Source organism: Pantoea sp. SS70, from assembly GCF_029866845.1.
Taxonomy (GTDB): Bacteria; Pseudomonadota; Gammaproteobacteria; order Enterobacterales; family Enterobacteriaceae; genus Pantoea; species Pantoea leporis.
This window is the reverse complement of sequence record NZ_CP117199.1, coordinates 22,244-44,836: the sequence shown is the minus strand read 5'-3', so window position 1 is coordinate 44,836 and position 22,593 is coordinate 22,244. Positions and strand designations below refer to the sequence as shown.

24 protein-coding genes and 1 tRNA gene are annotated in these 22,593 nt (G+C 55.5%); 16 read left to right on the top strand and 9 right to left on the bottom strand.

The window, feature by feature from the left end; genetic code table 11:
- The first annotated feature begins 4 nt into the window (after positions 1-4).
- On the top strand, positions 5-1,183 hold the full coding sequence (gene xylR / locus PO881_RS00225) for a D-xylose utilization transcriptional activator XylR (RefSeq protein ID WP_061719296.1): 1,179 nt from the start codon (positions 5-7) through the stop codon (positions 1,181-1,183).
- 61 nt (positions 1,184-1,244) lie between these two features.
- Positions 1,245-1,339 (top strand) — tRNA-Sec (locus tag PO881_RS00220).
- 19 nt (positions 1,340-1,358) lie between these two features.
- Here the strand turns inward: PO881_RS00220 and PO881_RS00215 are convergent.
- The gene (locus PO881_RS00215) at positions 1,359-2,018 is read right to left on the bottom strand and encodes a DUF1345 domain-containing protein (protein WP_280172275.1); all 660 of its coding nucleotides are present in this window, start codon (positions 2,016-2,018) and stop codon (positions 1,359-1,361) included.
- A 195-nt stretch (positions 2,019-2,213) separates the two neighbouring features.
- On the opposite strand from PO881_RS00215, the gene rhuM reads away from it, so the two are divergent.
- Positions 2,214-3,263 (top strand): RhuM family protein, encoded by a 1,050-nt coding sequence (rhuM, locus tag PO881_RS00210; protein ID WP_280172274.1) that lies wholly within the window; start codon positions 2,214-2,216, stop codon positions 3,261-3,263.
- A gap of 111 nt (positions 3,264-3,374) precedes the next feature.
- Positions 3,375-4,223, top strand: a complete 849-nt coding sequence (locus PO881_RS00205) for an AraC family transcriptional regulator (protein WP_280172273.1) — start codon at positions 3,375-3,377, stop codon at positions 4,221-4,223.
- Here PO881_RS00205 and PO881_RS00200 read toward each other — a convergent pair.
- Positions 4,180-4,578, bottom strand: a complete 399-nt coding sequence (locus PO881_RS00200; RefSeq protein WP_101763864.1) for a helix-turn-helix domain-containing protein — start codon at positions 4,576-4,578, stop codon at positions 4,180-4,182. The two genes, PO881_RS00205 and PO881_RS00200, sit on opposite strands and share 44 nt — an antisense overlap.
- Positions 4,579-4,892: 314 nt before the next feature.
- Between PO881_RS00200 and PO881_RS00195 the strand changes: the two genes are divergently transcribed.
- Positions 4,893-5,270, top strand: coding sequence for a DUF1360 domain-containing protein (locus PO881_RS00195; RefSeq protein ID WP_192414310.1), 378 nt, complete (start codon positions 4,893-4,895; stop codon positions 5,268-5,270).
- A gap of 30 nt (positions 5,271-5,300) precedes the next feature.
- On the opposite strand, the gene PO881_RS00190 is transcribed toward PO881_RS00195, so the two are convergent.
- The gene (locus tag PO881_RS00190; protein ID WP_110868261.1) at positions 5,301-5,765 is read right to left on the bottom strand and encodes an Rrf2 family transcriptional regulator; all 465 of its coding nucleotides are present in this window, start codon (positions 5,763-5,765) and stop codon (positions 5,301-5,303) included.
- Positions 5,766-5,897: 132 nt separating this feature from the next.
- Here PO881_RS00190 and PO881_RS00185 point away from each other — a divergent pair, with 132 nt between their 5' ends.
- Positions 5,898-6,338, top strand: coding sequence for an acetyltransferase (locus tag PO881_RS00185; RefSeq protein WP_217549544.1), 441 nt, complete (start codon positions 5,898-5,900; stop codon positions 6,336-6,338).
- 1 nt (position 6,339) lies between these two features.
- On the opposite strand, the gene PO881_RS00180 is transcribed toward PO881_RS00185, so the two are convergent.
- Positions 6,340-7,332 carry a LacI family DNA-binding transcriptional regulator gene (locus PO881_RS00180; protein WP_101763867.1) on the bottom strand — a complete coding sequence of 331 codons (993 nt, stop codon included), beginning with the start codon at positions 7,330-7,332 and terminating at the stop codon, positions 6,340-6,342.
- A 401-nt stretch (positions 7,333-7,733) separates the two neighbouring features.
- Here PO881_RS00180 and PO881_RS00175 point away from each other — a divergent pair, with 401 nt between their 5' ends.
- Positions 7,734-9,197, top strand: a complete 1,464-nt coding sequence (locus PO881_RS00175) for a sugar porter family MFS transporter (RefSeq protein ID WP_101763868.1) — start codon at positions 7,734-7,736, stop codon at positions 9,195-9,197.
- A 45-nt stretch (positions 9,198-9,242) separates the two neighbouring features.
- Here the strand turns inward: PO881_RS00175 and PO881_RS00170 are convergent, their stop codons facing one another.
- From PO881_RS00170 to PO881_RS00150, 5 genes are all read right to left on the bottom strand, one after another.
- Entirely contained in the window at positions 9,243-10,373 is a 1,131-nt protein-coding gene (locus tag PO881_RS00170; protein WP_192414303.1) for an ROK family protein, read from the bottom strand.
- 8 nt (positions 10,374-10,381) lie between these two features.
- A complete protein-coding gene (dnaC, locus tag PO881_RS00165; protein WP_110868257.1) occupies positions 10,382-11,122 on the bottom strand; it encodes a DNA replication protein DnaC in 741 nt (246 codons plus the stop codon).
- The gene (gene dnaT / locus PO881_RS00160) at positions 11,122-11,658 is read right to left on the bottom strand and encodes a primosomal protein DnaT (protein WP_101763871.1); all 537 of its coding nucleotides are present in this window, start codon (positions 11,656-11,658) and stop codon (positions 11,122-11,124) included. Before dnaT ends, dnaC begins: the two co-directional genes overlap by 1 nt.
- 111 nt (positions 11,659-11,769) lie before the next feature.
- On the bottom strand, positions 11,770-12,447 hold the full coding sequence (locus tag PO881_RS00155) for a hypothetical protein (protein WP_192236815.1): 678 nt from the start codon (positions 12,445-12,447) through the stop codon (positions 11,770-11,772).
- Positions 12,448-12,520: 73 nt separating this feature from the next.
- Positions 12,521-13,216 (bottom strand): autotransporter, encoded by a 696-nt coding sequence (locus PO881_RS00150; protein ID WP_280172272.1) that lies wholly within the window; start codon positions 13,214-13,216, stop codon positions 12,521-12,523.
- A 140-nt stretch (positions 13,217-13,356) separates the two neighbouring features.
- Here PO881_RS00150 and PO881_RS00145 point away from each other — a divergent pair, with 140 nt between their 5' ends.
- The 9 genes from PO881_RS00145 to PO881_RS00105 all read left to right on the top strand — a co-directional run bounded on the left by PO881_RS00145 (position 13,357) and on the right by PO881_RS00105 (position 22,581).
- Positions 13,357-13,917 (top strand): DNA-3-methyladenine glycosylase I, encoded by a 561-nt coding sequence (locus PO881_RS00145; protein ID WP_192414299.1) that lies wholly within the window; start codon positions 13,357-13,359, stop codon positions 13,915-13,917.
- 109 nt (positions 13,918-14,026) lie between these two features.
- Positions 14,027-14,689 (top strand): OmpA family lipoprotein, encoded by a 663-nt coding sequence (locus PO881_RS00140; RefSeq protein ID WP_101763875.1) that lies wholly within the window; start codon positions 14,027-14,029, stop codon positions 14,687-14,689.
- 159 nt (positions 14,690-14,848) lie between these two features.
- Positions 14,849-15,853, top strand: coding sequence for a LacI family DNA-binding transcriptional regulator (locus PO881_RS00135; RefSeq protein ID WP_277974318.1), 1,005 nt, complete (start codon positions 14,849-14,851; stop codon positions 15,851-15,853).
- Positions 15,854-15,911: 58 nt separating this feature from the next.
- Positions 15,912-16,937 carry a LacI family DNA-binding transcriptional regulator gene (locus PO881_RS00130; protein WP_137384837.1) on the top strand — a complete coding sequence of 342 codons (1,026 nt, stop codon included), beginning with the start codon at positions 15,912-15,914 and terminating at the stop codon, positions 16,935-16,937.
- 125 nt (positions 16,938-17,062) lie between these two features.
- Positions 17,063-17,809 (top strand): sugar phosphate isomerase/epimerase, encoded by a 747-nt coding sequence (locus PO881_RS00125; RefSeq protein ID WP_192414295.1) that lies wholly within the window; start codon positions 17,063-17,065, stop codon positions 17,807-17,809.
- A 10-nt stretch (positions 17,810-17,819) separates the two neighbouring features.
- The gene (locus PO881_RS00120; RefSeq protein WP_008105274.1) at positions 17,820-18,764 is read left to right on the top strand and encodes a sugar kinase; all 945 of its coding nucleotides are present in this window, start codon (positions 17,820-17,822) and stop codon (positions 18,762-18,764) included.
- Between the two features lie 179 nt (positions 18,765-18,943).
- Positions 18,944-20,227: an MFS transporter gene (locus PO881_RS00115; protein WP_101763879.1), complete on the top strand. Its 1,284-nt coding sequence runs from the start codon at positions 18,944-18,946 to the stop codon at positions 20,225-20,227.
- Between the two features lie 50 nt (positions 20,228-20,277).
- The gene (gene ghrB / locus PO881_RS00110; RefSeq protein WP_110868252.1) at positions 20,278-21,252 is read left to right on the top strand and encodes a glyoxylate/hydroxypyruvate reductase GhrB; all 975 of its coding nucleotides are present in this window, start codon (positions 20,278-20,280) and stop codon (positions 21,250-21,252) included.
- A gap of 81 nt (positions 21,253-21,333) precedes the next feature.
- A complete protein-coding gene (locus tag PO881_RS00105) occupies positions 21,334-22,581 on the top strand; it encodes a valine--pyruvate transaminase (protein WP_280172271.1) in 1,248 nt (415 codons plus the stop codon).
- The last annotated feature ends 12 nt before the right edge of the window (positions 22,582-22,593 follow it).

Here is a 22,593-nt window from a genome sequence, read left to right as displayed (position 1 = left end):
CACGATGCATGAGAAACGCTTTCGCATTACGTTGCTGTTCAACGCCAATAAGGTCTATGACCGCCAGGTGGTTGAGGGCGTCGGTGAGTATTTACAGGCATCACAAACGGATTGGGACATTTTCATTGAAGAGGATTTTCGTTGCCGCATCGACAATATCCGTGAATGGCTGGGCGACGGGGTTATCGCGGATTACGACGATCCCTCGATTGAAAAACTGCTGGCGAACGTGTCGGTGCCGATAGTTGGCGTTGGCGGATCGTACCATCAGCCGCAGGACTATCCGCCGGTGCATTACATCGCCACCGACAACGCCGCGCTGGTCGAGAGCGCCTTTTTGCATTTGAAAGAGAAAGGCGTGAACCGCTTTGCATTCTATGGCTTGCCCGCAGCCAGCGGCAAACGCTGGGCGCAAGAGCGTGAACATGCGTTTCGCCAGCTTGTGGCGCGCGAGCGTTATCAAGGCGTGGTTTATCAGGGCATGGAAACCGCGCCGGAAAATTGGCAGCACGCTCAAAACCGTCTGGCTGACTGGCTGCAAACCTTGCCGCAGCAAACCGGTATTATTGCCGTCACCGATGCCCGTGCGCGCCATCTGCTGCAGGCCTGTGAATACCTCAAAATTCCGGTGCCGGAAAAGCTCACGGTGATCGGGATTGATAACGAGGAACTGACGCGTTATCTGTCGCGCGTGGCGCTCTCGTCCGTGGCGCAGGGTTCACGTCAGATGGGTTATCAGGCGGCAAAACTGCTGCATCGCCTGCTGGATAATCAGCCTCTGCAACTGCAACGAATTCTGGTGCCGCCGGTAAAAGTGATTGCGCGCCGCTCTACCGATTTCCGCTCCTTGCACGATCCTGCGGTGATTCAGGCGATGCATTACATCCGCTTTAACGCCTGCAAAGGCATTAAAGTTGAACAGGTGCTGGATGCCATCGGCATCTCGCGATCAAACCTGGAAAAACGCTTCCGTGATGAAACCGGCGACACCATTCACGCCATGATCCACCGCGAAAAACTGGAGAAAGCGCGCGAGCTGCTGGCGTGTTCTTCGCTGAGCATCAATGAGATCTCACAAATGTGTGGTTACCCGTCGCTGCAATATTTCTATTCGGTGTTTAAAAAGAGTTACGCCAATACGCCAAAGGAGTATCGGCAGCTTCACGGTGAAAACGTGCTGTGACGCACGGCTGAGATCAAGAATTCCGCCGCGATTGTCGCTATACTTCTGCGGCATCTTCAAAGGAAGATCGTCGTCTCCGGTGAGGCGGCCGGATTTCAAATCCGGTTGGGGCCGCCAGCGGTCCTGGGCAGGTTCGACTCCTGTGATCTTCCGCCACTTTTTTTGTTTCATTCAGCTAACTCAACAACCCCGCCCCCACATTCACCGACAATCCCAAAATCGCCAGATTGAATACAAACGAAATAACCGACTGTAATAGAGCGATTTGCCGCATATCCGTGGTGCCCGTTGCCACATCGGCGGTTTGCGAAGCTACCGCGATGGTGAAAGAGAAGTAGAGAAAATCCCAGTATCCCGGCTGCTCGGGCTTTTCAGGAAAGATCATCGGCGTGACATCCTTGCTGCGCTGCAGATAGTGATGATGCGCGTAATGCATGGCGAATGACGTCGGAAGCAGCGCCCAGGAAACCACCAAGGTTGCCGCGGTCAGTAGCAGATGCAGCACGCGTGGCGTTCCCGTCAGGCTCTTCAGCGTGGTGAGCTCCATCAGAATTGCCAGAATGCTGACCAGGCAGGTAAGTGTCACCATACTCAACACCAGCGTCGCGCTTTCATCCTCGATTTTCGCAATATGCGGAATATCTTTGGCCTCGGTGCCTAACATGCGCAGCCACAGAAAAGCGAGATAGAGCCATGCCAGCACGTTCCAGCCAATCAGCAGACGCTGCAACATGCCCAGGTGCGCAGGCAGGAAGAAATAACAGGCCACGCCAGCCACAATCGAAATCAGCAAACGCAGACGCGCGCGAAGGTAATGCATCAGAGAAAGGCTCATGGTGTCAGAGACTTGGTGAAGGAAGGTGGATAGGTTAACTGTAGACGCTGTTAATGAGGTTGTAATTGTGGAGCACCTCAACCGTTTACCGATTTTGCTCCGCTGCAGTTGATAAAATTATCGCCAATCGACTAATGAGCTTCATTGCGTCTCTCTGGCATACTGTGCACCAGATCCTATAAGAGCGGAGGCGACATGTCAGAGGAGCAATCCACACCATCACCAGCAGGCGAATTTGTCATGTTTGCGAGCGGCGATGGGAAAGTGCGGGTTGAATGTCGCTTCGAGCAGGAATCGCTTTGGCTTTCGCAAGCATCAATCGCCACCCTTTACCAAATCACGCCGCAAGCCATTACACAGCACATTAAAGCGATCTATGACGAAGGCGAACTTGAACAAAACGCAACCTGTAAGTCTTACTTACAAGTTCAACAGGAAGGAACTCGTCAAGTCAGCCGCAATACCCTTCATTACAATCTGCCAATGATTCTCGCTATCGGTTATCGCGTCCGCTCTGCTCGCGGTACTCAGTTCCGCCAATGGGCAACGCAAACCCTGCAAGAATATTTGATTAAGGGATTTGTGATGGACGATGAGCGGCTGAAAAATCCGCCGGTTGGTTCATCCGCAGTACCTGACTATTTCGATGAAATGCTGGAGCGTATTCGCGACATTCGCGCCAGTGAGCGTCGGATGTATTTACGCGTTCGCGAGATTTTTGCCTTAGCGGCTGACTATCAACCTTCCCTCAAAGAGACCACGCAGTTTTTTCAAACCATTCAGAACAAATTGCACTTTGCCTGTACCGGTTATACCGCTGCCGAGCTGATTCATTTGCGCGCCAACGCCAGCCAACCTCATATGGGTTTGACCAGTTTCAAAGGTGAAGAGGTGCGCAGAAGCGATGTCACCGTGGCTAAATATTATCTGGTTCAGGACGAAGTGAGCGAGCTTAATCGCGTGGTCACGATGTGGCTGGATTTCGCAGAAGATCAAGCGCGCCGCCGCCAGCAGGTTTTTCTTCGCGATTGGCAGAGCAAACTCGATCAATTTTTGCAGTTTAACGATCGCGATGTGCTGCAAGGTGCAGGTTCAATCAGTAAGAAAATGGCCGATGAAAAAGCGCAGGCTGAATACGGTCAATTCGCCGAGCAACAGCGTCAGCGTCGTTTAAAAGAGGCAGAAGGTGAAAACAACATTGCCGGTCTGCTGCAGTGGCAGACAATCCCTAAGAAATCGAAATGATCGCCGCTGGGCCGCATCCCGCCCTTTCACTCCTCAACTTATACACACCCACGCTTTACTTCCCCACCTATCTCCGCCACTTTGCTCCTTCATCGCATTGTGGAGCCAGGCATGCTAATCCATCCAACCGATACTCTGACTTTTTCCGGCAATCCACGTCAGGCTGAGCTGCGTCAGCGCCTGCTGCAGCCGGATGCGCCGAAAGTGATTGCCGCTGCGTTAGCGAAGCAGCTGGACCGTGAAACCTTCACCCATCGCCACGCTGCCGGGCAGCTCTTCTGTTTGAAGCAGGGATTGATGACGGTGAAAACGCCGTCGGGTATTTTTGCCAATCCGCCGCGACTGGTGGGCTGGATTCCGCCCTACTTTGAACATGCGATCATCGGGCCGGGCCCGGTGCTTGGCTGGACAGTATTGGTAGACGACGCGCTGGCCGCGCCCTTGCCGGATCATCCCGTCCTGCTTTCCTGCCCGTCGGTGCTGGAGCCGCTGGCGGAAAGACTGGCAACCTTGTCGCCCGATCACTGGGGCAGCGCGCGCTACCATCGCCTGTGCGAGGTGTTCCTGGATGAGTTATATGAATCGACCGAACATCCGCTGACGTTACCGCTGCCAGCAGAACCGCGCTTGCTGCAGATTGCGCGCCTGTTAATGGACGACCCCGCCGATACGCGTACCGGGCCCGAACTGGCGCGCTGGGCAGGACTCAGCCCGCGCAGCCTCAGCCGTCATTGGGCCAGCGCGGTCGGCATGAGTTTGACGCGCTATCGCCAGGTATCACGTTTACTCAAATCACTGGAAGGATTGGCCGCGGGCAAAAGTGTGCAGCAAGTGGCGTGGCAGGTCGGATTCGACAGCGTTAGCAGCTACATCAGCGCTTTTCGCAGCGCGTTTGGCTCAACGCCCGGCAAATACTTTACGCCGCCAGTCGACTCTGCGGATGCAAAAACAGCAAACTAGCGGGCCCGTCAATGTCCGGCAAACTGTGCTGATATTTGCGACGGAACGCGCCTGGCGGCAGGTCGAACATGCGGCGGAAGGTGCGGCAGTAAGTTTGCTGCGAGTCGAAGCCATATTTGATGGCGATATCCATCAGCGGCATATTGCTGTTCAACAGCGCAATCACCGAAGCCGTTAACTTGCGCTCGCGAATATAGGTACCCAGCGCGACGCCGGTGTAACTGCGAAACAGTCGCTGCAGATGCCACTGCGAATAGCCGGCGCGGCGCGCCACGGTTTCCAGAATGAGTTTCTGCTCAATATTGTCCTCAATCCAGAGCATCAGTTGCTGCATAAAGGCGGCGTGCATATCCATCTTTCCTCCTGATGTCGAAATGAATACCGTGATACCGATAAATCGTCGCACATCCCGTAGCGGCGCGATTTATCGCGCAATAAATTGCGCCGCTACGATCAGTGCGCTCTGAAATTTCGGTGTCAGCGATTAACTGATAAGCATTATAAGAAGACGTTAGCTGGCTATGTGATGGTCAAAAGCCAATAAATAACGATAACTCGCCAATTTATGGCTGTTCCTACAGCTAGGACTCTTCGGCATCTTGTAGCCAAATGCATCATGTAATATTGTTAGTTACATGAAATGATACTTTGAGATGAAAAGGAGAATGTATGAGCAGCTTAATAATATCGAACCTGTCAATATGCCTGGCGATCGCACTGGCATCGGCCAGTATTTCCATGACAATTACCCAAACTGAGCTATTCGCGGGATTACGCGCATGGACCGCTAAAAAGAACGCATTATTGGGTCATTTGTTTCATTGCTTCTATTGCATGAGCCACTGGGTGGTATTTTTCGGCATGGTGGTTTATCACCCTGATTTATTACATAGCGGAATGGCAATTGCTGACTGGCTGATGACAGCATTTATCACCCTCACGCTAACAACCTTTATTAATGGTTTGATGTTTAAGGTTTTCCAGGCGGCCATTACTACGCACGTCATGAAGCATGAAGCACAAATCACCTTACAAAAACAGGATTAACCGATGTGATGAATAGCCGGGAAAAATCGGTTATTCACTGCATTTAGGGAAGGTATCGGACGGGAGGCCAAGTTTAGCCATTTTACTCAGATAATCGTCGCTAATATCGGCAACAGTAATTTGGCTAAAGCGCTTCAACAACAGCGCTTCCGCTTCGCTAAGGGTTTGATCGAGTTGCGCATCAACGGCATGCTCAACCAGACAAGGCGAGGGCTCCGCAGCCGGACCAATGCTAAACAGCGCTGGTGCGCCGATTGCCTGATAAACATCCAGCAGGGATATTTCCGTTAACGCCACACGCAGCTCCCATCCACCACCGTGCCCTTTTTCTGACACCACATACCCTTTATCACGCAGGCCGGACATCATCCTGCGCACCACCACCGCATTAGTGCCCAACATTTTAGCCATCGTTTCTGAAGTGGCGCGTTTAACGTGCCGATCCAGATGTATCAGTGCGTGCAACGAGCGGGACAAGCGATTATCGCGCGGCATAAATCATTCCTCTAAAATTCACCACACTCTAACAAAGGAGTGAAGTGGCAACAATTTATCGCGCTATCATCGAGTCAAAAGCTTAATCATCAGCGTTTACGGATATGACACGAAAATATCAAGGAGAACACCATGAAAGGAATTCACCCCGCGCAGAGGAGCGATTTCGAGGCGATAACCACGGTATGGGAAGCCTCGGTGCGGGCGACGCATCATTTCCTGCAAGATGCGGATATCCGCGCTCTGCGCCCGTTAGTGCGCGAGCAATATTTGCCGATGGTTGAGCTGCGTGTTTATCGCGATGAACAACAGAACATCGTCGGTTTTCTCGGCGTGGCGGATAATCGGCTGGAGATGCTGTTTGTCGCGCCGCAAGTGTTTGGTCTCGGCATAGGCAAACAGCTACTGCGCTTCGCCATCGAACAAATGAATGTCACCGAACTGGATGTGAACGAGCAGAATCCGCAGGCGCTAGGTTTCTATCAGCATCAGGGATTTGTCATCACCGGCCGCTCGCCGCTGGATGGTCAGGGAAATCCTTTTCCGCTGCTTCATCTGCGCTATGCGCCATGATTTAAATGGTCGCGCCCATTGAAAGGCGATAATGCAGGTCGACCTGCTCGATGGTGGGCTGCTGGTTGATCTTTTTCAGGATGATCTCCGTCGCCACTTTTCCCATCTCAAAGCGCGGCGTGATCACGCTGGCTAAGCGTGGCGTGGTTGCCTGACCAATTTCCAGCCCGTGAAAACCGGCAATCGCCATCGCTTGTGGCACGGCAATGCGCGCCGCCTGACACTCCTGCAGCACGCCAACCGCCAGATCGTCATTGGTACAAAGAATCGCATCCATCTCCGGATAGAGCTGGCGCGCCAGCGTCATCATGCCGGTGCCAATCGATACCGAAGAGACCTTGTTCGGCACAATCCGGCCCGCAGGCAACCCGGCCGCTTCAACCGCATCGCGATAACCGGCGTAGCGTTGCTCATCACGGCGATCGGACATCGAACCAAAATAGATAACGCGCTGTTTGCCGCTGGCCAGCAGCATCGCCGTCATGTCGTAGCCGGCGCGATAGTTGTCGAAACCCACATTGATGCGTCCACGCGCCTCGGTCAGCCCCATCACTTCCGCCACCGGAATGTTGGCGGCGTTAAGGTATTTTTCTGCGCGCACGGTGTGCACAGATTCGGTCAGGATCAGCCCTTTGATGTTAAAGGCCAGCACCGTGGCGATCTGCTCCTCTTCACGCTGGGCGTTGTAGTCGTAATTGACCACCAGCGTTTGATAACCGTGCGCGCTGGTCACCGATTCAATACCCGCCAGCAAGTCGGCAAAGATTTGATTATTAAAAGAAGGAATTAACACGCCGATGCGCGGTGGGTTCTGTTTGGTCGCTGCGACATTTTCGCTATCCGCGACGTAGCCAATTTCGGCAATCACGCTGGCGATTTTCTCCGCCGTTTCCGTTTTGACCTTTTCCGGCGTGCGCAGATAGCGACTTACCGTCATTTTGGTGACGCCCGCCAGGGTAGCAATATCGTCCAGAGTGATGCGCTGCGTTTTCATTACGACGTCCGCAAAGAGGGGCTGATAATCAACGTATTATGCCCGTTGCCTGTTAAAAAATGAAACGCACCCGTGCGCTCAGTCGGGTGAAATAAACCCGGCAAACCCGCGTGTTTAACAGAATGAAAATTCCAATAAAAAGCAAATTGTGCAATGCCCTTACTGAGTGAGTTGATGAAAAACCTATCATTTCATTGGGCTATAAGCATACTCCTGACGACTTATTCGGCAATTTTCGCCACCCCCTTCACACTTTTCGGAAAAAATGATCCAAATACCATCATTTAGAACATATATTCCAACACGAAGACCTCGCGTGAATAAAAGTTGAACATCGAAACCTACACCACCCTCTTTCTGGACAAGTAACGTTCAGGCCGTAGAGACAAGGGGCTATAACAATGGATACCAGGCAAAAACGCTACAACATGAAGTATGTCATTCTCTGCTGTACTGTCGCGGCATTCGGCGGTCTGCTGATGGGATATGACTCTTCCATTATCTCCGGTGCAATCGAACCCTTAAGTGAATATTTCCAGTTAACGCCCGCTGAAACCGGCTGGGCCGTTTCCAATATCCTGCTCGGCAGTTTGATCGGCTGCTTTATGGCACCGCGCCTCAGTGACAAGCTGGGACGTAAAAAATCCCTCGCCATCACCGCCCTGCTGTTTACCGTTTCGGTAATCGGCACGGCGCTGGCGCATAACTTCACCGTGTTCGTCATCTTCCGCATGATTGGCGGATTAGCGATTGGCCTGGCGTCGGTAATTTCGCCTATCTATCTGGCCGAGCTGTCGCCTTCGAAGTTTCGTGGCCGTACCACCGCGCTCTATGCGGTGTGCTGCGTCGGCGGACAATCGGTAGTGTTGCTGACCAACTACTTCATCACCAAATCCACCTTGCCGGATGTGATGATCAACATGGGCTGGCGCTACATCCTCGCCACCGCGCTGGTGCCGTGCGCGCTGTTTATTTTGTTCATCGCCTTTATCCCGGAATCACCGCGCTGGAACGTGCTGAAAGGCAAGTACGATGAAGCGCTGGATACGCTGACCAAAATCTCTAACCGCGAACATGCCGAGAGCGTGTTCAACGAAATCAAACATTCGTTTTCTGATAAAACCGCGCAGCAGCACAAATCGCGTCTGCGTCTGGATAAAACCACCATTCCATTGCTGATTGTCGGCATCGGTTTGGCGGTGGGTAACCAGATCAGCGGTATCAACGTCATTCAGTACTTTGGGCCAACCTTGCTGAAAAACGTCGCGGGCAGCACTGACTCAGCGCTGCTGCAAACCTTCTGGCTGTCGATTTGTCAGTTTATTGGCGTGCTGGCGGGGATGATGCTGATCGATAAAGTCGGTCGTCGTAAGCTGCTGCTGCTGGGCGCAATCACCTCTTGCGTGTGCCTGACCTACTCCTTCATCGCCTTCTATTACCACTTGCCGGGTATGCTGGCGGTTATTGGCCTGTTCGCTTACATGATTTTCTTCGGTATGACGTGGGGGCAGATCGTCTGGACGGTACTGGGCGAAGTGTTCCCAACCGAGATTCGTTCGATTTGCGTGGGGATTTCCATCTGCGCGATGTCGATGGCTAACTTTGTTATCAGCAGCACCTTCCCGATCATGAACAGCAGCCCGATGCTGCTGGATATGTTCCACGGTGGCTTCCCGCTGTTGCTGTTCGCAATCTTCTCGCTGGGTATGTACTTCTTCACCTTCCGCTATCTGCCAGAAACGGCCGGCGTGTCGCTTGAGAAGATTCATGCGCTGGTGCTGCGTAAATTTAACGTCGAAGCAGAGTTGCCGGAGACGACGTCCACCGTGAAGGCGAGCGAATCATTTGATATTCCACGGCATTAATCGGTAAGGATAGGGATCTGCAGGGCGCCCTTTATGGCGCCCTTGTTAACTCAGGCGTTCGTACTGCTCAATCACCGCCAGCGCTAAGCCGTTGGCCGGATCGATACGCAGCGGCAGGAAATGCAGCGCGGTATGGGCGAAGGTAAAGGCCAGCGCACCGGCCTGCGCCGCCTGCTGCACCGCCTGCACAAACGCTGGCTGCGCATTCCACGGCCCATCAATAATGATGCTGGCCGGATTCACCAGCTGCATCACCTGACTCAACGCGTTGCCCAAGTGGGTGCCCGCCTGCGTCATCACCTCTTTCAGGATTTCCGGTTCGCTCTCGCCATTCTGCCAGCGCAGGCCCGGTTTGCGTTTTGCCAGCTGCTGCTGAATGGCCGGTTTGCTCACCAGCGTTTCCAGACAACCTAAGCGACCGCAGCTACAGCGTTCGCCGTTGGGTTGCACGGTAAGATGGCCGATCTCGCCCGCCGTCCAGCTGCTGCCGGTAAACACCTCGCCGTGTTCCACCAGCGCGCCACCTAATCCTTCAGAAATTCGCAGATAGAAATGGCTTTGCGACTTATTCAGTTCGAGTTGCTGCACCGAAAGCAGCGCCGCCGCTTTGACGTTATTCATGATGCGCAGCGGCAGCGGCATCTCGTGGCTGAGAATGGTCATCACATCCACATCCTGCCAGCCCAGATGCGCGGAAAAATGCACCCAGCCGCGATGCGGATCGATGATGCCAGGGAAACCAATCGCCACGCCGAGCAGCTCGGGATGCGCCGCGTGCAAGGTCTGGCACACTTCCACCAGCTCATGCAGCAACTGCTCAGGATCGCTGGTTTCGGTGCGCCAGGTTTGCTCGGCAATCACCTGCGAGAAATAGTCGCACACGCGCCAGTGAATCGCCTGGCGCTCCACCATGATGCCCGCGCTTTTCAGCTTTTCGGCGCGCAGCGAGATTTCGATTTTCGGCCGGCCCGCTGACGCCACGCTAACCGGGCCGAGCTCATTGATCAGCCCGGCTTCCAGCAAATCATCGACAATCAGTGAAACGGTGTTTTTGCTCAGCTCGAGCGCTAATGCCAGATCCTGGCGGGAGGTGATGCGGGTGGTGCGCAGTTGCATCATCACCCGCTTCAGGTTGTTCAGGCGAAGTAGTGCTGGACCTTTACTGGCTGCTTTCATAGCACTCCTCAATACTCATCACCGCGCACACGGCTGCGATAACTTTCCCAGTCAAAGCGCACCCACAAGCTGTTGCCGAGGCGCATACGGTCCATCACGCGTTCACCCAGCAGCGAATTCATGCCGGCGGGATCGAGGTTCGATAACATGCCCGTTGGGCGTTTCGACGATGAGCGGCGATCAACAATCTGATTGATGATCACTTTTTCATAGCGCGATTCACTCTGCATGCCGATCTCATCGATCACCAGCAGATCCACATGGCTGAGATCGTGCAGCAGGCGCTCTTCAGTTAAATCGCTGCCGCCGCTGAAAGTGCCCTTCATGCTCGACATCAAGTCGGCCACGGTCACAATCAGCACGCTTTTACCGCGAATAATCAGATCGTTACCAATCGCTGCGGCAAGGTGGTTTTTACCGGTGCCGGGACGACCGGAAAAAACAAAACTGGAGATGCTGTTTTCAAATCCGGCGGCGTATTCGCGCGCCATGGCCAGCGCTTTGCGCTGCCCATCATTTTCCACGCGATAGTTGTCGAACGAGCAGTTCATGTGCAGCTCGCGGATGCCCGAGCGCCCCATGATGCGCTGCATTTTCATCGCGCGGTTTTCTCGCACAATCGCTTCCGAGCGCAAGCGGCCCTGCTCCTGGTTCCAGGCCAGCAGCTCCGCGCCGCTTTTGAATTTCGGCTGCACTTCGGACGGCATCATCTTTTTCAGGCGACTAAAAAGATCGTTCGGCGTTTTCATTACTCACCTCGGAATCCATCGGGAATATCGTAATCAGTATTGCTGATTTGCGTGAGATCGCGCTTTGGCTGTCCGCCATTGGCGGCGCGATTCATCTGCACGCTGCGCGCTAACTTCTGCTGCCACTGCACATGATGGAACAAACGGCCTTCCGCCTGCCAGTACGCCACAAACGTGGCCAGCTCGGCGGCGGTAACCGGTTCACTCAACGCCACGCCCCAGATGGCGGCCTGACGCTGAAAATCGCTATCGGGCTGCCAGCCTTCATACATTGCGAACTTGCCCACCGGCGTGGCGATGGGCGCGCTTTCGGTCTGAAACAGACTCTCATCCAGCGTGACATCATTGGGCTGCTGCGCGGCGGCTTCCAGCGCCAGCAGCTGCGCCAGACGCTGCGGCGTGAGCGCATAAAACGCCGGCGTATTGTTATGCAGCACCGCCAGCGTGCCGTTATCGGCCTGCTGCAGCACGGCGAGCGGGTCATGGCAGAAGCCATCCAGCCCCACCAACGTTGAAGATAAGATTTTGACTGACATGAAGAAACCTGACGTTAACCAGCATGGTGCGCCGGGCGGCAAATTCAGCCCGGCGTTATGCGGTAAGTGTACCTGTTTTAGGACAAGTGATCGTCAAAAAGGTCGCAGCGATTAGCGTGGCATCGTCAGCGGTTCGGCGCGATCCACATGGCGTGACGCGTGCGGCACCCGAACCGCGACAGGCTGCGGCCGGGTTTGCCAAAGATAGCGAGCCGATGCGATCAGGCACAGGCTGTAGCCAAACATCTCGCTGCCCTCTTCCGCCATGTTTTTTACCACGCGGTTATAACCATCGAGCATCAGATGTTCCCACAGCTGATGCATGCCAAACAGGCGCGAAAACACCAAAATAGCCAGTAAACCTGCGGCCATCATCTGCCAGCTGCGATGCTGAACCAGCGACGCCAGCCCGGGCAGGATTTGGCGCGGCTGGCGGAAGGCCATCGCCAGACAGGCCGCCGTCGTCGCCAGCGCAAACCACAGCCATGCGCCGTGCCTGATGAAATCGAACAGGAAGTCCATCTCACGAATCAGCATGCAGCTGTAAAAACCGCCGACCAGGATCAGCACGCTGCGTTGTGATGGCCGCTGCCAGGCCGAGAGGAAATAGAAGGTGGCGATGAGCAAGAGCATCAGCTCCTGGGTGATTTCGGTGAAGGAGGTTTCGTGCAGGGCATCGTTCATCCAGTTGACGTCGATGTAGACCATCGCCATACAGAAAACGAGTACCAATCCACTGATGAGAAAGGCCGTAACTTCACGGCTAATAAGAATAATATTGTTGCGCATATTGTGACCAAAGTTATGATTAGCGCGCTTAGTATATGGACCTCACGTTTTGTCACTTCTCTTTTTATGCCGATTAGAAGCTGGCGCTGACGCCCAGGCTATAAATAAACTGCTCGCCGCTGGTCACTGCGCCAGTTTGCGCAAAAGAAGCAAAGGCCGCCATATTTTGCCCCAGCGGCATATTTGCGCCGACGCTGACATCCACCCAATTGCTTTCCCGTCCGTTGATATCCTCGGCTCGTTCGCGGGTGGGCGATGGCAACTCTTCATTTACCAGATGGCTGTAACTTACCTGCGCCCACGGCGATATCCCACTAAGGCTGGAATCCACGCGCCAGCCAACGGAGGCAATGTGCTCGGCGTTGTTGCTATCCACTCCTGCGCACTTCGGACAGCTCAAGGTCGAATCATCTACCGCAAACTGCGCCACCGGCCCGGTGCTCACCGCTTTACTCATCGGCATCGACCAGCCGGCAGAGTAGCGATTAACAAAAGGCGTAGCGCCGACGCTGGCGGTTTCACTGTGTATCACCAGCGCGTAGTCATTCGGCGAGTTAAGCGCGGCGTCAAACAGGTTGGCATCGGGATTTTCTGTCAACATCAGGTGATTACTGGAAATTTTTTCAGCAAGTATGGCGTTGTAATCGGGTGCGCTATTCTGGCTCGGTTGATCAAAGGCATAGGTATTCCCGGCCAGAAAAAATAGCCATACACTGCCAAAAGCCAGCGCGATTATATGCTGGCCTGTCCGCTGACTTTTCTGCAACATGAAGGACTCCTGACGAGCCGGGAAGAGATGGGCGTTTAGGTTTTATAAGATCTATATCGGCGCCCCTTGTATAACTATTAATCGCTTTTGCCATTCGTCAAGGGAACTATCGCTATTTCATAGGCTAAGGGAGTGATGCAATGCAACGTTGTGGCTGGGTAACTGAGGATCCGCTGTATTTGGCGTACCACGATAAAGAGTGGGGCGTGCCGCAAACCGATAAGCGAGTCTTATTTGAAATGGTCTGTCTTGAAGGCCAACAGGCTGGACTTTCATGGATTACGGTACTGAAAAAACGCGAAAACTACCGCCGCGCATTCCATGAATTTGATCCCGATGCCGTGGCGTTGATGGATGAAAGCGACATGGCACGGTTGATGCAAAATGCGGGACTGATTCGCCATCGCGGCAAGCTGGAAGCGATCATCAACAATGCGCGTGCCTTGCTGGCGCTGGAAGCTACCGGAGAGGAGTTTTCACGCTTTATCTGGTCTTTTGTCGACCATACGCCGATTTTGCACCGTTACGCGAATTACAAAGACGCGCCAACGACCTCCGAGCCCGCCATTGCGCTGTCGAAAGCACTTAAGAAGCGTGGTTTTAAATTCGTCGGGCCCACAACTTGCCACTCATTTTTACAGGCCTGCGGCTTAATTAACGATCATCAAACCAGCTGTTTTTGCCATCCTGATAATCTTTAAAGCAAAAGTTTACAAATTAAGACTGACCCTCACGCATTTCCCCATAATTGAACGGCATAATAGTGCCGTTTTGGGGCTTTTCCCCGTTTAAATCTGTGAGGGATTTTTCATGAATAAGCGTATTTTGGCGCTGACCTTGTTACTGAGCGGCAGCCTCGCGCTGTCGGGTTGTACCACCAATCCCTATACCGGCGAATCGCAGGCGGGCAAATCGGGTATCGGTGCCGGTTTGGGCGCGGTGCTGGGTGCGGGCGTGGGCGTGCTGTCGTCGTCGAAGAAAGATCGCGGTAAAGGTGCGTTGATTGGCGCGGCGTCCGGTGCCGCACTGGGCGGCGGCGCGGGCTATTATATGGATGTGCAGGAAGCGAAACTGCGCGACAAAATGCGCGGCACCGGCGTCAGCGTGACGCGTCAGGGCGACAACATCGTGCTCAACATGCCAAATAACGTCACCTTTGATTCCAACAGCAGCAACCTGAAACCGGCGGGCGCCAACACCCTGACCGGCGTGGCGATGGTGCTGAAAGAGTATCCAAAAACCGCCGTGAATGTGGTGGGCTATACCGACAGTACCGGCACGCGCGCGCTGAATATGCGCCTGTCACAGCAGCGCGCCGACAGCGTGGCCAGCGGTCTGATTCTGCAAGGCGTGGCACAAAACCGTCTGCGCACCCAGGGTTTAGGCCCGGATAATCCGGTTGCCAGCAACAGCACCGAAGACGGTAAAGCACAGAACCGTCGCGTTGAGATCACCCTCAGCCCACTGGGCTAAAAGTAAAGAGCCGATCTGCACGAACAGATCGGCTTTTGTCACATTTTTCCGCCTCTTTTGACGCCATCTTTGTTAGAAAAAGCTAAAAAATTCGTAACCGATAGAGCCGCCTTTTCCTTTATGCTAGCGTGATCAAAAATTGATCAGTGGGACGCTATCATGTCACTCAAAGCCATCGCCGCTACCCTTGGCCTCTCTGTTACTACCGTGAGCCGGGCGCTAAATGGCTATGACGATGTAGCGGCCGTCACGCGTAAACGCATTGAAGACGAAGCGAATGCGCGCGGCTATCGCCCCAACGACGCTGCCCGCCGCCTGAAAACCGGGCGCGCCAATGCGGTCGGTCTACTCTTTCCCATCAGCCACGCCTCGCTCAATGACAGCTATTACAGCCAAATGCTGCTGATGCTGGATCAACGCCTCGCCCAGCACGATATTGATTTGCTGTTGCTGCCTGACAAACCGCAAGGGCAACAGCGTAAGCTGATCCGCATGCTGCGCAGCGGCGCCATCGATGCGCTGATTTTAACCCACACCCTGCCGCAGGATGCGCGACTGCAACGCTTGCAGCAGAAGGGTTTCCGCTTCCTGACGCTCGGCCGCAGCGAGCTGCCGCTGCCATACGCATGGATTGATTACGATAATCACGCCGGTACCTTTCTGGCGGCAGAACACTGCCTGCAACAAGGGTGGCCGCGTCTGGCCTATCTCGGCAGTAACGAAACGGCAACGTACATCCTCGATCGCCGCCAGGGATTTATTGATGCGCTGATTCGGCATCAGGCGCCGGTCGATCAATCCCTGATGGCCGCACTACCCGCCACACGCCGCTCCGGCTATCAGCAAACCAATGCCTGGCTGGCGCAAGGCGACGCGCCGCAGGCGATCATCACCGATTGCAGCACGCTGGGTGAAGGTGCCGCGATTGCGCTGCAGCAGGCGGCCCGCCTGAAGGGCGCGCAGGCGATTCCGCTGTATGTGTATGATGGATTGCCGCCCGATTCGATTGTCGATCAGCCGGTGAACACCATTCTGCAATCATCGCAGCAGCACATTGGCGAGCGCATCGCCGAAATGGTGCTGCAACTGCTCGATGATGTGCCGCCAGGCGATCTGCAAACGCTCTGGCAGCCGGTGCTGCGACTCACTTCTGACGCGCAATGATTGCGCCTGGCGCGAGCTGTGTTAGTCTTCGCCTGTTTCTTTTCAGCAGGTGTAAGCAATGAAAACCAGGCCGCCACGAGCCACAATCAGTGACGTTGCCCGTACGGCAAAAACCGGTAAAACCAGCGTTTCCCGCTATCTGAATGGCGAAGTGAATCTGCTCTCGCCCGATCTCAAAGCCCGTATCGAACAGGCCATCGCCGAACTCAACTATCGTCCCAGCCAGATGGCGCGCGGACTGAAACGCGGCCGCACGCGTTTGATTGGCCTGATCATTGCCGACATCACCAATCCTTACTCGGTTGACGTGCTGAGCGGCATCGAAGCGGCGTGTCGTGCGCAGGGCTTTACCCTGCTGATGTGTAACACCAACAATGAAGTCGATCTCGAACAGCATTACCTGCAACTGCTCAGCAGCTATCAGGTGGAAGGCATTGTGGTTAATGCCGTGGGCATGCATGAAGAAGTGCTCAATCGCCTGCAACAGTCGATGCTGCCGATGGTATTGATTGACCGGAAAATCCCCGATTTCGCCTGCGATATGGTGGGGCTCAACAACGTTGAAGCCTCCACGGTTGCGACCCAACATTTGCTGGATAACGGCTATCAAGCCCTGCTCTTCCTTAGCGAGCCGCTCGGCAGCGTCAATACGCGCCGTGAACGTCTGCGCGCCTTCTACGACACGGTAAAAAACGCGCCAGAGATTGCGGCAGAGAATGCCGAAGTGGCGCTGCATCAGCCCGACGCGCTGGAAAAACAGCTGCGGGAATTCCACCAGCGGCATCCCGACAAACGCTGTGCGGTGATCGCCGCCAACGGCGCGCTGACCTTGCAAGTGGCGCGCGCGCTGCAGCGCCTTGCGCTGCGCTGGGGCGAAGCGATTGGCCTGCTGGGCTTTGACGAACTGGAATGGGCGGCGCTGGCGGGTGTCGGCATCACCACCTTAAAGCAACCCACCTGGCAGATTGGTTACGCCGCGCTGGAGCAGGTTATCGCGCGCATTGAGGGCAGCGAGCAACCGGTCAGCGAACAGCTCTTCTCCGGCGAACTGATCGTACGCGGCTCCAGCCAGCCGCTGCGCTAAGCCGGCCTTTTATGGCTCACTTCGTGAGCATGATCATAATTTCACGGTCTGCGCCTTTCCTTTGGAACCGGTTCCATTTAGGTTTTTTATAACGAATGGGATGTGGTCATGCCCGGAGAAACGTGATGAAACCAGAAATTATTGTTGTAACTGCCGCATACGGCGCGCAGAAAGTAGCGGAATTGGGTGGCCAGGCCGCGCTGTTGCCGCTGATCAAACAGGCCGGCGCAGATGGCGTCGAAATTCGTCGCGAGCTGTTCAACGAAAATGAACTCTGCCTGCTGCATGCGCTGGGCAATGCGATTTCCCAGCATCAGCTGAGCGCCAGTTATTCCGTGCCGGAAGCGTTGTGGCTAGATGATGGTGCGCTGAATCCCCGTCTGGCGCAGTTCCTGCAGGAAGCCGAACAAATCGGCGCTCAGCGCCTGAAAGTGGCGCTTGGCCATTTCGTTGAACTTGATGTGCGCGCGCTGCTCGATGTACTTAAAGCATCAACGGTGACGCTGGTGGTTGAGAACGATCAAACGCCAGACAGCAAACTGGCGCCGATGCTGCGCTTCTTCCATCAGGCTTGCGATGCCGCATTGCCGCTGGATATGACCTTCGATATGGGCAACTGGCAGTGGACCGGCGAAGACGGTTTGCAGGCCGCCGCGCAACTCAGTCGCTACGTTAGCTACATCCACGTTAAAGCGGCGGTGCCACACGGCGCTACTTTCCGCGCGATCGCGCTGGATCAGGCCGACGATAGCTGGCGCACGCTGCTGAACGCGCTGCCAACCGACGCACCGCGCGGCATCGAATTCCCGCTGGAAGGCGCGGATTTGCTGGCGGTCACTCGCCATTACGTTGACCTGCTGCGTGCAGCGTAAGGAGCCGATGATGACGCAAAAAACGCTGGATGTGGTGACGATTGGTGAAGCGATGGCGATGTTTATCGCCCAGCAAACCGGCGATCTCGCCGCAGCAGAAGGCTTCGTCAAACGCATTGCTGGGGCCGAACTCAACGTGGCGATTGGCCTGGCGCGCCTCGGTTTGCAGGTCGGTTGGGTGAGCCGCGTCGGCGACGACAGCTTTGGTCGCTTCACGCTGCAACAGCTGGAAAAAGAGGGCGTCGATCACCGCTGCGTTACCACGGACGCGCGCTATCGCACTGGCTTCCAGCTCAAATCCCGCGTCGATGACGGCTCCGATCCGGAAGTCGAATATTTCCGCAAAGGCTCCGCCGCCAGCCATCTGTCGCCCGACGATTTCAACGACGACTACTTTGGCAGCGCGCGCCATCTGCATTTAAGCGGCGTGGCGGCGGCAATCTCTGACAGCTCGCTTGCCCTGGCGCAACACGCGGCAAAAGAGATGCGCGCGCGGGGCAAAACCATCTCCTTCGATCCCAATTTGCGTCCGGTGTTATGGCGCAGCGAAGAGGAGATGCGTAAGCAACTCAATCATCTGGCGGAATACGCCGATTGGGTGCTACCGGGCGAGAAAGAGGGTTTGATTCTCACCGGCTACCGCCAGCCGGAAGCCATCGCCGATTTCTACCTCGATAAAGGGGTGAAAGCGGTGGTGATCAAAACCGGTGGCGACGGCGCCTGGTACAAAACCGCCGACGGCCAGCAAGGCCAGGTCGCACCGATTCGCGTCGAGAATGTGGTCGATACCGTGGGTGCCGGCGACGGCTTTGCGGTTGGGCTGATCAGCGCTTTGCTGGAGGGCAAATCCCTGCCGCAGGCGATTCTGCGCGGTAATAAGATCGGTTCGCTGGCGATTCAGGTCGCTGGCGACAGTGAAGGCCTGCCGACGCGCGCGGCATTGGGCGATTACTGATAACAGCACAATCCCGTAGCGGCGCGATGCATCGCGCGCTTTTCGCAGCGGCTTCGCTGCCAGAAGCGCAATAAATTGCGCCGCTACGGGTCCGTACGAAACCCAATAGCTGTACCCACTACAACAATATCGCGAGGCGCATCCACTGAATGCGTCCACCTCAACCAGAGGAGTCACCCATGAAATCGCAGACAATCGCGCCAAAACGCTGGTGGTTTATCATGCCCATCGTGTTTATCACCTACAGTCTGGCGTATCTGGACCGGGCGAACTTCAGCTTCGCCTCTGCCGCAGGGATAAATGACGATCTCGGCATCACCAAAGGCATGTCATCGCTGCTGGGCGCCCTGTTCTTCCTCGGCTACTTCTTCTTCCAGATCCCCGGCGCGCTGTACGCCGAACGTCGCAGCGTGAAGAAGCTGATTTTCTGGTGCCTGATTTTATGGGGCGGCTGCGCCTCGCTGACTGGCGTGGTCAGCAACATTCCGATGCTGGCGGCGATCCGCTTTGTGCTCGGCGTGGTGGAAGCGGCGGTAATGCCGGCGATGCTGATCTATATCAGCAACTGGTTTACCAAATCCGAACGTTCGCGCGCCAATACCTTCCTGATCCTCGGTAATCCGGTGACGGTGCTGTGGATGTCGGTGGTTTCCGGCTATCTGATTGAGTCCTTTGGCTGGCGCGAGATGTTTATCATTGAAGGCATCCCGGCAGTGATCTGGGCGGTGGCCTGGTGGTTCCTGGTGCAGGACAAACCTGCCCAGGCCAAATGGATGAGCGAAAGCGAGAAAGCCGCGCTGCAGGCGCAGCTGCAAAAAGAGCAGGAAGGGATTAAAGCGGTACGTAACTACGGTGAAGCGTTCCGTAATCGCAACGTGATCCTGCTGTGCCTGCAATATTTTGCCTGGAGCATCGGCGTGTACGGTTTCGTGCTGTGGCTGCCGTCCATTCTGCGTAACGGTTCGCAGATGGGCATGGTGGAAGCCGGTTGGCTGTCTGCGGTGCCGTATCTGGTGGCGACCATTGCGATGATCGTGGTGTCGTGGGCGTCAGATAAAACCCAGAATCGTAAACTGTTTGTCTGGCCGCTGCTGCTGATTGGCGCGCTGGCGTTCCTCGGTTCGTACCTGGTGGGCTCCAGCAACTTCTGGCTGTCGTATACGCTGCTGGTGATTGCCGGTGGGGCGATGTATGCGCCTTATGGTCCGTTCTTCGCCATCATTCCGGAGATGTTGCCGCGCAACGTCGCCGGTGGTGCGATGGCATTAATCAACAGCATGGGCGCACTGGGTTCCTTCGTCGGATCGTGGATTGTAGGCTATCTTAATGGCGCGACCGGTTCGCCTGCCGCCTCCTACATTTTCATGGGTGCTGCGCTGCTGGCTTCGGTCTGGCTGACGTTGATCGTCAAACCAGCCCAGAACAAAACGCCGCCGCCCGTTCACGGGGCGAAGCACGCGTAATCGATTCGGGAGGCCTTAAAGCCTCCCCTACATTTTAAAGGGAGCAAAAGATGAAACCTGCTGTGATTCTTTATAAGAGCCTGCCAGATGACCTGCGCACCAAACTGGATGCCCATTTCACCGTCACTGAAGTGCACGACATTTCCCCGGAAACTATCGAAAAACACGCGGCACAGTTCGAACAGGCGCAAGGTTTGCTCGGCTCTGGCGGCAAAGTGGATGGCGAGTTGCTGGCTAAAATGCCCGCGCTGCGCGCCTGCTCCACCGTGTCGGTGGGTTACGATAATTTCAACGTTGATGCGCTGAATCAACGCAAAGTGCTGCTGATGCACACACCAACCGTGCTGACCGAAACCGTCGCCGATACCATGATGGCGCTGGTTCTGAGCACCGCGCGGCGCGTGACCGAGCTGGATAAGTGGGTGAAAGCCGGCGAGTGGAAAAAGAGCATCGGACCGGATCATTTCGGCATTGATGTGCACCACAAAACCCTCGGCATTCTCGGCATGGGCCGCATCGGCCTGGCGCTGGCGCAGCGTGCGCACTTTGGCTTCGGCATGAACATTCTCTACAACGCGCGTCGTCAGCATGAAGAGGCGGAAACCCGCTTTGGTGCGCGTGCCTGCGATCTGGAAACCTTGCTGAAAGAGAGTGATTTTGTCTGCATCAGCCTGCCGCTGACCGAACAGACGCACCATATGATTGGCGCGGCGCAGCTCAAGTTGATGAAGCCAAGCGCAATTCTGATCAACGCCGGTCGCGGCCCGGTGGTGGATGAGCAGGCGCTGACGGCGGCGCTGAAAGACGGCACTATCCACGCCGCCGGTCTGGATGTGTTCGAAGTTGAGCCGGTGCCTGCCGATGCCGAAATTTTGACGCTGCCGAACGTGGTCGCGCTGCCGCACATCGGTTCCGCCACCCATGAAACCCGTTACGGCATGGCGCGCGACGCGGTAGATAACCTGATCGCCGCCCTGAGCGGCAAAGTCGAGAAAAACTGTGTTAACCCGCAGATCCAAGGCTAAGCTTGCCGTTTACCCATTGCGCCTGCCAGCGGCGGGCGCTATGGTGGTTCCCCATTCGATTTCACAACGTTTTAACTTCCTATGTCCTTTTCTCAGTTCGGCGACAAATTTACTCAACACTCCGGCATCTCACGTCTGATGGAAGACATGGGTGAAGGCCTGCGCACGCCCGGCACCATCATGCTTGGTGGCGGTAATCCGGCGCAGATCCCGGCGATGAATGACTATTTCAACCAGTTGCTGATGCAGATGCATCAGGACGGCAAGCTGAGCGAAGCGCTGTGCAACTACGATGGTCCGCGCGGCAAAGCGCTGCTGCTGGATGCGCTGGCGAAGATGCTGCGTGAGGAACTTGGCTGGCCATTAACCGCGCAAAACATCGCGCTGACCAACGGCAGCCAGAGCGCCTTCTTCTATCTCTTCAACTTGTTCGCCGGACGTCGCGCCGACGGCAGCAAAAAGCGCGTGCTGTTCCCGCTGGCACCGGAATATCTCGGCTACGCCGATGCCGGCCTGGAAGAGGATCTGTTTGTCTCCGCCAAGCCAAACATTGAGCTGCTGCCGGAAGGCCAGTTCAAATATCACGTTGATTTCGACCATTTGCCGCTGAATGACGATGTCGGCCTGATCTGCGTTTCGCGCCCGACCAACCCAACCGGCAACGTGATCACCGATGATGAACTGCTGCAGCTGGATGCGCTGGCGCAGCAGCACGGCGTACCGCTGCTGATTGATAACGCGTACGGCGTGCCGTTCCCCGGTATCATCTTTAGCGAAGCGCGCCCGCTGTGGAACCCCAATACCATTCTGTGCATGAGCCTGTCGAAACTTGGCCTCCCCGGCGCACGTTGCGGCATTATCGTCGCCGATGAGAGCACTATCACCGCCATTGGCAACATGAACGGCATTATTAGCCTGGCGCCGGGCAGCATCGGCCCAGCGATTGCTAATGAGATGATCGTACGCGGGGATTTGCTGCGGCTGTCGCAAGAGGTGATTAAGCCGTTCTATCAGGCCAAAGTCAGCGAGACGATTGCGATTCTGCGCCGCTATTTGCCGGAAGATCGCTGCCTGATTCATAAACCCGAAGGCGCGATTTTCCTCTGGCTGTGGTTCCGCGATCTGCCGATCAGCACCGAAGCGCTGTATCAGCGCCTGAAAGCGCGCGGCGTGCTGATGGTGCCCGGCCACTTCTTCTTCCCCGGGCTGGAACATGAATGGCCACACACCCATCAATGCATGCGCATGAACTATGTGCCGGATGCAGAGAAGATTGAGCGCGCGGTGCAGATATTGGCGGAAGAGCTGGAAGCCGCGTTTAGGGATTAAACATCTCAATCG